We start from the raw sequence: 13,115 nt of genomic DNA on the forward strand, positions 1-13,115 counted from the left end.
CGGAAGTTCCAACAACGCGAGCTGTGATCCCTGGCTCGCCATGGAAACGGAAACAACATTCGGAGTCGTACGGAGTCCATTGGACATTAAAGGGTTCAGCCTTCCGGCTCGATTGGCGAGGGAAGAGAAGGCTTGGTTGGCGTGCTGGTTGCGGAATTTCGGAGCGGAGTCGTGGCCCCGCCCGCCGGTTTGTCGGGAGAGGTAGGTATCGAAAAAACAACGGGCGTCGAACTGTTGCCCGCAGGTGTCGATTCGCATATTCAATCCTTCGTCGGGATCGGATAACAACTAGACGAAATGACACATCCCTGTTGGGCTGCCTCCTATGTGGCAACTATAGACCATGGTGGTCATGTCGGTATAAAAAAAGATATCAAATATGCGAAATAAACCGTCGGCCGCAGGCGGCGTACCTTGTCAGGCAATGGCCTGAAAGCCGGAAAACGCCAACGCTTCTGCACATCGTCCACAGTTGTTCTTGGTACAGGTATCCGGGTCGTGAACGGTGAATCCGGAGTAGCGATCTTCGGCGCTGCGGGAGTTGAGCCCCATATGCAGTTTGATGTGATCCGCGAGGGCGCTGGAGGCTTGTGGTTTTGTCGGGAAAGGGCCCAGATCCGAGGGCTCGCGGGTCAGGGCGTACCAGCCGAAGGGGGTATGCACAAACCGCCGGGGATCGAACTTTACGTCTGCTGTCTCGGTTCTCATGTGCAATCCTCAAGTGCGGAGACTGTCACCAAAAGGCACATCCCTGTCCGGTAGTGTTCAAGTAATCAAGGTACACCATTCAGGGGGCATCTAAATTGATGTTCGTGACGCAGTTCAAGGTAATTACGGTCAGTCCCCGGTCACTTCTTTCAGACGGATCGCACTGAACATGCCCGCGAGCCCCATCAGGCCAAGAACAAGGATCACCGCCACTTCGGAAAACACCGAAATCGCCGCGGTCAATCCGCCCGTGACCAGCAGCAGGACTCCAATCACGGTATTGCTCACAGCGGTGTAGTCGGTGCGCTTGTTGCCTCCGGCCATGTCCACCAGGTAGGTCTTCCGGCCAAGCCGGACACCGGCGTGAGCGATACTCAGGGCAAAGAAGGCGACCGGGTAGAACCAGACACTGCCGATATCGGTACCGGCCACAAGTGCAGTGATACCGACCGCCAGGCAGACAAAGCTGGCCATGGCAGCACCACGGATCATGACCCGGCGGCTGGACGTATCCGCGGCCCAGCCCCAGAAACTGGCGCTCAGGGAACTGGCCAGGCTGCTGGCGAGGAGGAAGACGCCAAGCATCCAGCCGATGTCGGATTCCCTCTGGGCCAGTACCACGAAATAGGGGGACGCCAGGGCGGAGCAGAGCAGTAGCGCCCGGGTGATTACAAAGTGGCGGAACGGAGGATCGTCCCGCAGCAGTGAGAGGCTCTGGATCGCTTCGGTCATGGCGTTGGCGCCCCCGCCGGTCTCGCCGGCATACTCTTCGATGTTGGCAAAGAGAAACCCGGCAATCACCCAGAGAACCGCAGCCAACAGGAGCAGCGCGGTGTAGAAGGCAAGGGTGGGGTCGCCCCGATCCCAGAACAGCAATGCCGTCATGACGACGGTGGCGGTGCCCCCGATGGTGGTGGCGAGCCCGGAGAGCCGGCCGCGGCGGGTCTTGGGAATGCATTTGCCCTGCACATCCTTCATGGAAACAGAGCAGAATCCCCGGGCCAGGGAGAACACGATCAGGGCAGCCACAATGCCCCCGCCGGCAGCATAACCTTCAAGGAACCAGACGCTCGCGGCCATGGCTGCCACGCTGACAGCCTGGCCGAAACTGCCCAGGGTCCAGAACCATTTGCGAACGGCCTTGCGGCGAACCCATGCAGCGATCACCATCTGCGGCACCATGGAGCCGGATTCCCGGATCGGCACCAGCCAGGCCACCAGCGCAGGCGCCCCCACAGCACTCATCAACCAGGCCAGCACGGTCTTGGGGCTGATCAACAGATCCCCGAGTTTGGTCAGCACATTGCTCGCCAGGATCAGGAAGAAATTGCGGGGGACTTCCCGGCATGCCTCCTCGGGGATGTCCTTGCAGACCCGGGCGTCCTCCTCGTTGGCAATCAGGCTGTACAGCTGGTCGATGGCGTCCTGGTTCTTGGTTGGCAAATTGCCGTCCTCCGGAAGAATTTTGGCACGAGGATACCAGTAATGGTGGTATGCCTTAAGGGCGGATTACGGTCGTCTCCGGAAATCAGACCATAGCCCGGGCAAACCCGGGTGGCTTGCACAGCCGGCCCCTGCTCGGGCTTAATGGACGGAATACCAGGGAGTTTTTTGATGCTCAGCTATCTTCACGCCTTCCATGCCGGCAACTTTGCCGATGTCCAGAAACACGCCGCACTGACCCTCACTTTATCGATGATGCACGCCAAGCCTTCGGGGATTGCCTGTTTCGATACCCACGCCGGGAGCGCTGTTTACGATCTCGCGAGCGACCGGGCCAGGAAAACCGGCGAGGCGGATACCGGTGTGCAGAAACTCTGGCGCCTGCGTGACAACCTGAAGTCGCCGGACTGGCAGCCGGTGCTGGAGTTGCTGGGCCGGCTGAACGCCGGTGATGGTCACCTGACCACGTATCCCGGTTCGCCGTTCTGGTTTCGTGAGTTTCTCAGGGCCGATGATGCGTTGACCACGTTCGAGTTACACCCGTCCGAGGGCGATCAGCTGTCGGGTTGGGCTGGTAAGGCGGTGCGGGTGCTTCGGAAGGACGGACTGAAAGGATTGCTGGGGCAGTTGCCGCCGAGGCAGCCACGCCTGCTGGTGCTGATCGATCCCTCCTACGAAATCAAGTCTGATTACGGCTCGGTAGCCAAAACCCTGCAAAAGGCGTGGCAGAAATGCCGGCATGGCGTCTATCTTATCTGGTATCCGGTGTTGAGCTCTGGCCCCCAGTCCCAGCTCACCGAAGCGCTGCGCGCCGGCCCGGTCCGGAAGATCCTCCGCAGCGAGGTACATCTCAATAATCCCCCGGATCGGGGCATGACCGGCTCCGGTATGCTGGTGGTCAATCCCCCCTGGGGTTTTGGTGAACGCCTTGTCGAGATGCTGGAAGAGGTGTCCGGCGCGGACGGGCTGGATGTCCGGCATGAGCTGGACTGGCTTGTTGCGGAATAGATTTCGCCCTCAGGTTGCAGGAGTTTTCTTTTTGAAGGAAGAACACCCATCCGAGAGTGCCCCGTCGCTGCCTGGCGGACTGATCCCCCTGGAGCAGTGGAAATTGCCGGAGGTGTCCGTGAAGCGGACCCTCAAGGATGCGCTCCGCCACCTGATGGCCCAGCTCCGGGCTGGCGTCTCCCATGATGAGGAACCGTTCCAGAGCCTGGATGACCTGCCTTCATTGACGGACAAACAGATTCAGCACATTGCCCCGCGCCCTGACTTTACCTCGCTGGCTCAGGCTATTCTCGAATCGCTGGAGGAACTGCGGGAGACGGAAACCTTGCGCAGGAAAGTGGCTTTGCTGGTTGCGCCACCTTTCTCTGGTGTCCGGGAGGCACTGGTGAGATTGCCCGGGGCTCACCCGGAAGTCGGCGTTGGCGGCCATGGCCACTGGCACCTGATAGCCCCTCCCGACAATCTTCTGATGAGCCGGGAAGACGCCCGTCGGTGGTGGGACGAACAGGACCTTTCCGGTCCCTGGGTGATTCCCGAACTGGCGGATTTCTGGCTGCGCCACTCAGACGGTCTGTGTCTGGTTCAGGAGTTATTGCAGCGGATCGTGGCCGGCGAGGTCGGGCCGGGCCTCGTTGGTTGCTCCAGTTGGTGCTGGCAGTTCTGGGAGAGCTACTTCCCGGATGCCCATCTCGCTCCCCTGACGCCTGCACCGATGGACGCGGAGCGCTTGGGGCAGTGGCTGGAGTATCTTGCCTGCTCGCGGGACCGCCGGCCCGTGACTGCCCGGATGACGGATGACGGCCTGTATGTGCTGCCCGTGGACAATCCGTCGGAGGATAGCAAGCGCAAGCACTCAGGATTCCTGCGGGATCTGGCCACCGCGGCGAGAGGGATACCGGAGGTCGCCCTGGCCATCTGGCAGCGCTCTTTGCGGGCTCGCCCCGAGGACGATGCCGAAGCGGAGGGTAACAGTCAGGAGCCGAACGGCAGTGAGCGGCATTGCTGGGTTGTGCCACTGGACCAGTTGAGCCTGCCCGCCATGCCCCAGAGCCGCGAGCGGGCAGTTGGCTTTATCCTCCATGCTCTCTTGCTCCATGACGGCCTGCATGAAGAGCGAATTGCTCAGGTGACCGGCCTTGATCACCTGGAACTTCATCTGGCTTTGTCCCGGCTGCTGAGGTCGGATCTGGTATCGCTGGCTGAAGCGTCGCGGCGTTGGCATGTCACGCCAGTTGGCTATCCTACGGTCAGGCGCCACCTTCAGAGCTGGGGCTACCCGGTCGATGCGTTTTGAGGAGGGGTCGTGGAAAATATTGAGCAGGGCTTGCAGCAGGTCTTTTCAGCCATAACCTGGCTGGCTCTGGTGGAGGCCGCCCTGGTGGTCGCCGCCGCCGTGCTGTTGATCTTCCTTATCCAGAAGGTAGTGCCGGGGGTTGCCGGAAAACTCGGTGGCAAGGCGCGTCTGTATTTGCTGGCTTCGGTCCCACTGGCGCGCCTTCTGATCATCGTCGTCACGATCATCGTGGTCGTGCCGATCCTCATAGAGCCCTCTTTCGAAAATATGGTCGCCATCTTCGGCGCCCTTGGCCTGGCCCTCGGTTTCGCGTTCAAGGACTACGCCAACAGCCTGATTGCCGGGATAGTAACCCTGTACGAAATGCCTTACAGGCCCGGGGACTGGATTGAGGTCGACGGTAAGTACGGTGAGGTACGTTCCATTGGAACCAGGGCCGCAGAGATTGTGACTCCGGATGACACCGTGGTCATTGTGCCCCACAACACGCTCTGGAACGCGTTGATCGCAAACGGTAATGATGGTTCGGACAACCTGATGTGCGTGGCAGAATTCCACCTTGCGCCACACCATGATGTCCGCCGGGTGATGTCACTGTTGCGGGACGTGGCCTTTACCTCACCCTACACCAAGACCATGAAACCGGTGGTGGTTGTTGTGGCCAATAAGACCTGGGGTATGAATTACCGCCTGAAGGCCTATCCCCTGGAGCCCAGGGATCAGTTCCGGTTTATCAGCGATCTGACGGCACGCGGATCGGAAGCGCTCGCCAGTGAAGGGGTGGCCTTTGTGTCAGTTCCCGTCGCCGCCGGTGCCTGAGGCCGACTGACGCTCCAGGTCCGCAATCATGGTCCGGAGCGACTCGAGAATCTGCTGGCCACGCTCGCCGGCCTGGCGGAGGTAGAGCTCCAGCGCCGGCTTGCTCGCATCGCGAAATGCAGCACGTTCCTCCTCGGAGAGCCTGGTTACCGCAAGCTGGCCTTGTTCGAGCATGGCTTCCAGTCTGGTCTGGTTCAGCTCTTCCTGGATATCCCAGGCTTCCTCGCCGACCTCGATCAGAGCCATTGCCAGCCAGTCCTGCTGCTCCTCCGGTAGCTGCGCATACCATTCCGGATTGGCAACGACCGAAGAAATGAAATGCGCGGCCCGAGGCAGTGTCAGTGTTTCCTGTACCTCATAAAAATTCATTTCCTCGATGGCGAAGATCGGGTTGGTCTGGCCGTCAATCTGCTTCAACTGCAGATCGCTGTAGACCTGCGAGTAGGGGGTCTGGTGGGGATCGGCACCATAACTCCGGAAGGCCTCGGCTGACATTTGTGAGGTCATTGTCCGGATTCTCAGCCCTTCAAAATCGGAGGGGCTCTTCAGTGGCTTGTTGGCGGTCCATGCCATCCATCCCTCCGGCACGAACCCCAGGAGTGTGAGATGCCTCTCGTTATAGGCAGCGGAGAACAGCCCGGTCAGTTCGTTCCCGGAAAACAATGCCCGTGTGATGGCTTCGTCTTCAGGCAAAACGTAGTGCAGTGTGAAGATCCCGGCCTCCGGAATCAGGTCTGCCAGGTGGCCCGGGGACGCAAACGCGAGGTCAACAGAACCGTTGCGCACCAGTTCTGTCAGTTGGGAGGACGTTCCCAGGGACCCATAGGGAAAAATCTCCAGCTCCACCTGACCGTCGGAGGCCTCCTCAATATGGCTCTTTAGCGCTTCTGCGTAGGCGTGCTGGACGCTGCCCTCGATTTCTTCCAGGGCGAATCGCCAGGTTTCAGGATAGTCCGATTTGCCCGAGGTCGGGTCTGAGGTAACCGCACTGTCGTCGGGGGCATCCGAGCAGCCCGAAATGAGAATTGCCGCGACGGTGAGCAATGGCCAGATCCACGGACGAGGGCGTTGCATTACTGGGCTCCGGATTGATTCTTGTTGGCAGACATCACCGGGTAAAGGTAACACAAGATACCGCCTGTGGTTACTTCGCGCGCTCAGAGTTATTCCGCTTAAAAAAAGGCCCCGCCATTCGGAGGCGGGGCAAGTCTGATGATCAAGGGTCGTTGAAGCAACGTTCACATCAGAGCGTCAACACGGTTGCGAACCTTGGGTTCGCTGTTATAGGCCGTAGCAATGGCGTTGTAGGTGGGGACATCCATGCCTGAGTCACGGATAACTGTCAGCATCTGATCGTTTGCTTTCATCTGAAGTTGCTTGGCCTTTTCCTCCGAATCCGCAGACTCGATTTTCTCAATGTACTCCTCGCGGACTTCCATTAACCCGGCCTGGGCCTCGATGAATTGCCGGAGTTCGGCGTCGCTGTAGTCCGTTTTCTGGGTTCCTGCCGCTTCAGGATTGCTGTAGCCATCGGATTCGGTGGCCACGGGTTCATCCGCCGGGGATGGCTGCTGGGCAAAAACAGGGGTGGCTGCCGCCAGTGCAATGGACGCAACACAGGATACAAAGAGTTTATTCATTTAAGGCTCCTTCTGTTTTCCGGACGTGTGGTGTTGCGGAGGACCTTTCAATCGGTATGCCAACCCGGAAATGTTTTAAAAACGCAGAAAAATCAGAAGCCTAAGAGGTTTCGGGCGTTACGGTTCGTTAACTCATGTTGTGCCAAAATGCCACATGTGCCAGAAAAGCGTGACATTTATGTGGGAAGGCATGCCATGAGACCTCCACTGGGTAGAGCGCGTCATTTTTTTCGGTCCCTTCAGATCACGTTATTGCTAAGTATTGTGGTGCCGCTGTTGCTGATCAGTGGTGCTGCCATTTACATCGGGTTTGGCGCCGTGGAGAGAAACCTCAATGACCGGCTCCGGGAAGATCTTGAACTCGTCGCGCGGGCGGTGAGCGGTCCGCTATCGCAGGCATTGTCCGATGGCAACGAGCTGGTAATGGGGGAGTCGCTCCGGTCGATTTTCCGCATCGCGCGGATAACGGGTGCGTCGGTATTTGACGAGCAGGGCCGGAGGATCGACAGCCTCGGCCTGGCCGACCGGGATGTGACAAACAGTGCCAGCGCCGAGGAAGCGATTGTTAGTGGTCGGCTTGGCGGAGCTTTCCGGCGGGTTGAAGGTAAGTCGGTCTTTTCCCACTTCACTCCCCTGTTGAACCCGGAGGGGCAGATCCAGGGTCTGCTGCAAATCACCCGGAAGCGAAGCGACTTCCACCGACTGGTGGCGTCAACACGCATCTGGGCGGTATCAATCTGGTCGGTTTTTGCAATAGCCATCAGTCTGGTAGTGATTCTCGGACATTACGGTACAGTGGGGCGCCATGTGGGGCGGCTGCTGTCGATGATGTCCTCCATGAAACCCGGCCAGTGGCGGGTTACAGAATCCGCCTCCGGGCCGCGGGAGTTGCGCCAGATCCATGAGGGCCTGGCGGCCATGGGGGCGCGGATGGCAAGAGCGGAGTCTGAAATCGAAGCACGCATTGAACGGGAGCGGGAGTTGGCCGATCAGCTCAGACACCATGAGAAGGTCGCCATGATCGGTCGTGTCGCGGGCGGTGTGGCTCATGAGTTGGGAGCACCGCTTAATGTCATCCAGGGGCGGGCGCATATTCTTGAACGCCAGCCATTGACTGATTCCATGAGTCGCCAGGTTCAGGATATCCAGCACCAGGTCTCGCGGATGGCAACCATCATTCAGCAGCTTCTCGACTGTTTCAGGCATGTACCGGATTCCCGGAGGCCCGCAGTGCTCGCCGGCATCGTCTCAGAGGCACTGGCCCAGGCCATTGAGGATGAGCGGTGTCGGTGTCGAACGCTCGAAAGCGCCGGCCTTGAGCTTGAAGCCTGTATTCGGGCTGAACCGATCCGGGTGGAACTTGCCTGCCTGAACATTATCCGGAACGCGTGCCAGGCCGCGGACAGCAGGGTTCGGGTCTGCGTTCTGGCGCATGAAAGGGAACTGGAAGTACGGGTTGAGGATGATGGCCCCGGCATTGCTCCCGAGCACTATGAAGAGATCTTTGAACCTTTCTATACCTCCCGGCCGGCTGGCGAGGGTACCGGCCTTGGCCTGGCAGTAGTGGGCAGTGTCATGAAAGAGCACGAGGGGCGTGTACAGGTTTCCGGCAGTGCACTGGGCGGCTGTTGTATGAGTCTGTTTTTTCCGAAGGAAGACAAAAAATGAGTTTCGCTGGTGCAACGATCCTGTTGGTCGAGGACGACGCAAGCCTGTCGCGATTGCTGGCGGAAGAGCTGGAGGCGGATGGCTACACCGTGCGGGTCGCCGGTTCCATGGCGGATGCAAGGGCAAGGTTGGCTGAGCATGTGCCGGATCTTGTGGTTTCTGACCTGAGACTGCCCGATGGCGATGGGCTGCAGATTCTGGGGCTGCTCCAGCATCGGGCAGGGCACGTTCCATTTGTTGTGATTACGGCATTCGGGACCGTGGATCAGGCCGTCGAGGCTCTCAAGGCGGGCGCAGATGACTTCCTGACCAAGCCCCTGTCAACGGATCACCTGCGCCTGAAGATCCGCAGGCTCCTGGCGCAGGCGGATATCAGTCGGCAGCTCGCCGAGATGAGGGGGCAGGGAGACCGTACCCTCGGATTGTTGGGGGATAGTCCGGTTATGGATCGGCTTCGGACAGAGATCCGGCAGGTTTCCCGCAGTCATGCGGCGGTTCTCATCAACGGTGAGAGTGGCACCGGAAAGGAGTTGGTCGCTCGTGCGATACATCGGCAAAGCGAACGTCGAGACAGGCCCTTCGTGGCAGTCAACTGTGCGGGGATACCCACAGAGTTGATGGAGAGCGAATTTTTCGGTCATGAGGCCGGAGCATTCACCGGTGCCCGGCATGCGCGCAAGGGTCTGTTTGCCGAGGCCAATGGTGGGACCCTGTTGCTGGATGAAATGGGGGAAATGCCTTTGCCATTGCAGGCCAAGTTACTCCGGGTGCTTCAGGAGGGGAGGATCAAACCTGTTGGAGCCGATCAGGAAGAGGCGGTGGATGTGCGCATCCTCGCCGCAACCCATGTTGACCTCCAAAGGGCGGTGTCAGAGGGTGATTTTCGGGAGGATCTTTACTATCGTCTCGAAACCCTCGCCCTTCGGGTACCCCCACTTCGTGATCGTTCAGACGACGTTGGGCTGCTGGCGATGCACTTTCTCCGGGATGCGTCCAGACGCCAGGGCCGGGGGTTCATGAAACTGAGCGAGGTGGCTTCGCGCCTGCTGCTGGACTATCCGTTCCCCGGTAATGTCCGGGAGCTGGCGAGTGCCATGGAGCGGGCGGTTACGTTCTGTGAGGGCGATGTCATTCTGCCTGAGCATCTGCCCGACCGGATCCGGAAACGCCAGGCCGGGGTGCAGATGGCGTCGGATGCGCCGCTAACCGAAGAGATCAGTCTCGCCCGGCTTCCCACCCTTGAACAGGTTCAACAGGATCACGTATCCCGGGTGATGAAGGCTGTCGATGGCAACAAACGAAGGGCGGCCCAGATCCTTGGCATCAACCGCCGAACATTATACCGCTGGCTCGAAAATCGGGGAGTCTCAAGGAATGACTGATCAGAAACAGGCCATGATGTATGGCCTTGCCACGGTTCTTCTCTGGTCGACTGTCGCCACAGCGTTCAAGCTCGCCCTCCGGGACCTGGCGCCGGTGCAAATGCTCCTGATCGCCTGCTCGGCGTCCGTGCTGGTCATGGCAGTCATATTGAAACTCCAGCGTCGGTGGCATCTGGTGTTTTCCCTGTCCCGGCGGCAATACCTGCAGTCAGTAGGCATGGGGCTGGTGAATCCCTGCCTGTACTATTTTGTGCTATTCGGTGCCTTCGACCGGCTGCCGGCCCAGGAGGCCCAGCCATTGAACTACACCTGGGCGTTGGTGCTTGCCTACCTGTCCGTGCCCTTCCTCGGGCAAAAGCTACGGCGGGTGGATATCCTGGCGGGGCTGATCTGTTATGCCGGTGTGGTGGTTATCGCCACCCGCGGTCAGGTGACGTCCCTGACCTTCTCCGATCCCCTTGGCGTTGGCCTGGCGCTGGGGAGCACCCTCATCTGGGCGTCCTACTGGATCATCGCGACCCGGGACGACCGGGATCCGGTGGTAGGGCTGTTCCTCAATTTCCTGTTCGGGTTGCCGGTCATTGCCGTAATCTGTGGCCTGACCGAGGGGTTTGTCATACCGTCCGGTACCTCTCTGGGTGCAGCGGTTTACGTCGGCGTCTTCGAGATGGGGCTGGCGTTCGTGCTCTGGTCCTACGCCATGAAAAAAGCTGAAAATACTTCGAAAGTCAGCAACCTGATCTTCATCTCGCCGTTTCTGTCGCTGGTGTTCATCTATTTTATCCTCGGTGAGGTTATCCTACCGTCCACCTACACCGGTCTGGTGCTGATCATGGGAGGCTTGTGGTTGCAGCAGCGGAAGGTCAAGGCCCGGGAAGCGGAACTGGCCCATGAGCGGTGACTGGCACCTTTATCTGGTCCGGACGGCCTCCGGATCCCTGTATACCGGGATCTCTACGGACGTCGAGCGGCGCTTTGCCGAGCACCAGGCGGGGGCGCCAAAGGGGGCGCGAAGCCTGCGGGGCAAGGGGCCGCTGGAACTTGTGTACCGGGCGCAGGCCGGTGACCGCAGCCGTGCCTCCCGGCTGGAGTGGTATATCAAACGCTGGCCACGGGCCCGCAAGGAGGCGTTGATCCGGGGCGAAATCAGTCTTGCAGATGTTCCCTGATGTGCTCGCCAGCCGTACGCACCGCCTCGGTCGCCCGGCGCAGCTGCCCACTGTGGACCTGGAACACGTGCCAGAGACTGTTGTAGATTTCCAGATCGACGGGAACCTGGTCCCGTGACGCCGCATGAGCCAACCGTTCCGCGTCGTTGAGCAGGATCTCGTCGCTGCCGACCTGGATCAGCGTGGGCGGCAACCCTCTGAGGTCACCGAACACGGGTGAGATCAGAGGGTTACTGAGTGATTCATTGCCGGCATAGAATCTGGCGGCCTTGGCGGTCCAGGCGGGTTGCAATACCGGTTCCGACTCGGGCCGGTAAAGCTGCTCCTGGGTCAGATCGGTCCAGGGTGAGAGTAGTGTCAGCGAGGATGGTAACCGATGTTTCTGATCCCTCAGCCGCATGGCCAGAGACACACACAGGCCGCCTCCGGCTGAATCCCCCGCAAACGCGATCTGCCCGGGTTCATAGCCTTCTGCCAATAACTGCAGGTAGGTTGCCTCGGCATCATCCAGGGCTGCCGGGAACGGATGCTCGGGCGCCAGGCGATAGTCCGGTGCGACGACAAGGCATCGGCTGGCCTTTGCCAGGTGACCGCAGATACCCCGGTGGGTATCTGCAGAGCCGATCACAAAGCCGCCGCCGTGCAGGTAAAGGATGACTCCATCCTGTTGTTTGCCGCAACTGGTCCGGACGACGGGAACACCGCCCAGGGTGCCTCGGCTGAACCTGCAGCCACGGGGCGGAAGCGAACTGCGGTAGGCCTGCCTGATAAGGGCCCGCTGGACCGTGACCGGAACCCCTGGTGCCAGCACGGGTCGCACCAGGCGGTTCATCGTTTGCCGTAGACCGGCCTCAAGAAGAGGTTGAAGCATCTGTGTTCTACTCCCGCTATGCGATAGGATGGCAGTCAACTTGGCTTATTTTTGAATCATGACAGGCGTTTAACTCTACGTGTACTGGAAAACAGATACCATAGAAATACCCGATTGGGACAGGCACTCGTTGCTGGAGCGGCTTGAGCCATTCGATCCGCGGGATCAGCGAGAGCTGGGCGACGAGATGGTGGCATATTGCCGGTTCTACGGCCTGGACCTGTGGGTGGAGCACCCGGAGGTGCATTACCACCAGGGCTACGTTCATGCCGGCGAGCATGAAGTGATGGTGCATTACTACCGCTTGCCGGAGTCCCGTGGCACGGTCTTTATCCTGCACGGTTATTTTGACCATGTGGGGCTGTATAGCCAGCTGATCGACCGTTGCCTCGGCGCCGGCCTGGATGTCCTTGCTTACGATCAGCCCGGTCACGGCCTCTCAAGCGGGACACCGGCGGCGATTGGCAGTTTCCTGGAATACCAGGAAGTGTTGACCACGGTGATGGATCAGGCCCGTAGCAGGGTTCGTGGCCCCTGGTTCGCCGTCGGGCAGAGTACGGGCGGAGCAATCCTGATTGATTACCTGCTCTCGAACCAGCATTCGGTGGAAACCTCGGACTTCAAGCAAGTGGTACTGCTCGCGCCCCTGATCCGGCCCATGGGCTGGTTGGGTGCGAAGGTGCTGCATACCCTGGTCCGGCCGTTCATCAGCCGGTGGCGCAGGGTCTTTGCCGAGAACAGTGGCGATACGCGGTTCCTGCGTTTCCTGAGAGAGCACGATCCGTTGCAGGCAAGAGCGGTGCATGTGGACTGGGTCACGGCATTGCGCCAGTGGGTGCCGCATATTGAATCCGCGCGGCCGATCAACTTTCCGGTTACGGTGGTGCAGGGTGAGAAAGACCTGACCGTGGACTGGCAACACAATCTGCGGATTATTCGCAACAAATTTGCCTCGGTAGAGGAACTGAAGATCCCGGACGGGCGTCATCATCTAGTGAACGAAGCTCAGGATTTGCAGGCGACGGTATTCAATACCATCATTGATACATTCACCAGGAAGGCGGTGAACGCGGCCTGAGACGGTCGAACATTCAATCACCGCCTGGTTTTAAA

General features: G+C 59.7%; 13 protein-coding genes. 8 read left to right on the forward strand and 5 right to left on the reverse strand.

Annotation, left to right across the window (positions count from 1 at the left end; translation table 11 throughout):
• Window positions 1-417: 417 nt before the first annotated feature.
• Entirely contained in the window at window positions 418-708 is a 291-nt protein-coding gene (locus tag MD273_RS04335; RefSeq protein WP_239036542.1) for a hypothetical protein, read from the reverse strand.
• A gap of 129 nt (window positions 709-837) precedes the next feature.
• Window positions 838-2,151, reverse strand: a complete 1,314-nt coding sequence (locus tag MD273_RS04340) for an MFS transporter (protein WP_239036543.1) — start codon at window positions 2,149-2,151, stop codon at window positions 838-840.
• A gap of 171 nt (window positions 2,152-2,322) precedes the next feature.
• Here MD273_RS04340 and MD273_RS04345 point away from each other — a divergent pair, with 171 nt between their 5' ends.
• Genes MD273_RS04345 through MD273_RS04355 form a run of 3 tightly spaced genes read left to right on the forward strand, consistent with a single transcriptional unit; the run spans window position 2,323 to window position 5,272 of the window.
• Window positions 2,323-3,159: a 23S rRNA (adenine(2030)-N(6))-methyltransferase RlmJ gene (locus MD273_RS04345; RefSeq protein ID WP_239036544.1), complete on the forward strand. Its 837-nt coding sequence runs from the start codon at window positions 2,323-2,325 to the stop codon at window positions 3,157-3,159.
• Window positions 3,160-3,190: 31 nt separating this feature from the next.
• Window positions 3,191-4,453 carry a hypothetical protein gene (locus MD273_RS04350; RefSeq protein WP_239036545.1) on the forward strand — a complete coding sequence of 421 codons (1,263 nt, stop codon included), beginning with the start codon at window positions 3,191-3,193 and terminating at the stop codon, window positions 4,451-4,453.
• Window positions 4,454-4,462: 9 nt separating this feature from the next.
• Window positions 4,463-5,272 (forward strand): mechanosensitive ion channel family protein, encoded by an 810-nt coding sequence (locus MD273_RS04355; protein ID WP_239036546.1) that lies wholly within the window; start codon window positions 4,463-4,465, stop codon window positions 5,270-5,272.
• On the opposite strand, the gene dctP is transcribed toward MD273_RS04355, so the two are convergent.
• Together dctP and MD273_RS04365 are read right to left on the reverse strand one after the other, a co-directional pair.
• Complete coding sequence (gene dctP, locus MD273_RS04360; RefSeq protein ID WP_239036547.1) at window positions 5,246-6,346, reverse strand: TRAP transporter substrate-binding protein DctP; 1,101 nt, start codon at window positions 6,344-6,346, stop codon at window positions 5,246-5,248. The two genes, MD273_RS04355 and dctP, sit on opposite strands and share 27 nt — an antisense overlap.
• Before the next feature lie 164 nt (window positions 6,347-6,510).
• Window positions 6,511-6,912: a DUF4168 domain-containing protein gene (locus MD273_RS04365; RefSeq protein ID WP_239036548.1), complete on the reverse strand. Its 402-nt coding sequence runs from the start codon at window positions 6,910-6,912 to the stop codon at window positions 6,511-6,513.
• Between the two features lie 252 nt (window positions 6,913-7,164).
• On the opposite strand from MD273_RS04365, the gene MD273_RS04370 reads away from it, so the two are divergent.
• Genes MD273_RS04370 through MD273_RS04385 form a run of 4 tightly spaced genes read left to right on the forward strand, consistent with a single transcriptional unit; the run spans window position 7,165 to window position 11,131 of the window.
• Window positions 7,165-8,580, forward strand: coding sequence for an ATP-binding protein (locus MD273_RS04370; protein WP_239036549.1), 1,416 nt, complete (start codon window positions 7,165-7,167; stop codon window positions 8,578-8,580).
• On the forward strand, window positions 8,577-9,962 hold the full coding sequence (locus MD273_RS04375) for a sigma-54-dependent transcriptional regulator (RefSeq protein WP_239036550.1): 1,386 nt from the start codon (window positions 8,577-8,579) through the stop codon (window positions 9,960-9,962). The genes MD273_RS04370 and MD273_RS04375 overlap by 4 nt, the downstream gene beginning before the upstream one ends.
• Complete coding sequence (locus MD273_RS04380; RefSeq protein ID WP_239036551.1) at window positions 9,955-10,863, forward strand: DMT family transporter; 909 nt, start codon at window positions 9,955-9,957, stop codon at window positions 10,861-10,863. The genes MD273_RS04375 and MD273_RS04380 overlap by 8 nt, the downstream gene beginning before the upstream one ends.
• Window positions 10,853-11,131, forward strand: a complete 279-nt coding sequence (locus MD273_RS04385; protein WP_239036552.1) for a GIY-YIG nuclease family protein — start codon at window positions 10,853-10,855, stop codon at window positions 11,129-11,131. Before MD273_RS04380 ends, MD273_RS04385 begins: the two co-directional genes overlap by 11 nt.
• Here MD273_RS04385 and MD273_RS04390 read toward each other — a convergent pair.
• Complete coding sequence (locus MD273_RS04390) at window positions 11,109-12,002, reverse strand: alpha/beta hydrolase (protein WP_239036553.1); 894 nt, start codon at window positions 12,000-12,002, stop codon at window positions 11,109-11,111. The genes MD273_RS04385 and MD273_RS04390 overlap by 23 nt on opposite strands.
• A gap of 79 nt (window positions 12,003-12,081) precedes the next feature.
• Between MD273_RS04390 and MD273_RS04395 the strand changes: the two genes are divergently transcribed.
• A complete protein-coding gene (locus tag MD273_RS04395; RefSeq protein WP_239036554.1) occupies window positions 12,082-13,080 on the forward strand; it encodes an alpha/beta hydrolase in 999 nt (332 codons plus the stop codon).
• The last annotated feature ends 35 nt before the right edge of the window (window positions 13,081-13,115 follow it).

This window comes from Marinobacter sp. C7 (assembly GCF_022343555.1).
Taxonomy (GTDB): domain Bacteria; phylum Pseudomonadota; class Gammaproteobacteria; order Pseudomonadales; family Oleiphilaceae; genus Marinobacter.

Coding starts and splice junctions, on each gene's coding strand:
- MD273_RS04335 (WP_239036542.1), bottom strand. CDS start 708: ATGAGAACCGAGACAGCAGACGTAAAGTTCGATCCCCGGCGGTTTGTG.
- MD273_RS04345 (WP_239036544.1), top strand. CDS start 2,323: ATGCTCAGCTATCTTCACGCCTTCCATGCCGGCAACTTTGCCGATGTC.
- dctP (WP_239036547.1), bottom strand. CDS start 6,346: ATGCAACGCCCTCGTCCGTGGATCTGGCCATTGCTCACCGTCGCGGCA.
- MD273_RS04365 (WP_239036548.1), bottom strand. CDS start 6,912: ATGAATAAACTCTTTGTATCCTGTGTTGCGTCCATTGCACTGGCGGCA.
- MD273_RS04375 (WP_239036550.1), top strand. CDS start 8,577: ATGAGTTTCGCTGGTGCAACGATCCTGTTGGTCGAGGACGACGCAAGC.
- MD273_RS04380 (WP_239036551.1), top strand. CDS start 9,955: ATGACTGATCAGAAACAGGCCATGATGTATGGCCTTGCCACGGTTCTT.
- MD273_RS04385 (WP_239036552.1), top strand. CDS start 10,853: ATGAGCGGTGACTGGCACCTTTATCTGGTCCGGACGGCCTCCGGATCC.
- MD273_RS04390 (WP_239036553.1), bottom strand. CDS start 12,002: ATGCTTCAACCTCTTCTTGAGGCCGGTCTACGGCAAACGATGAACCGC.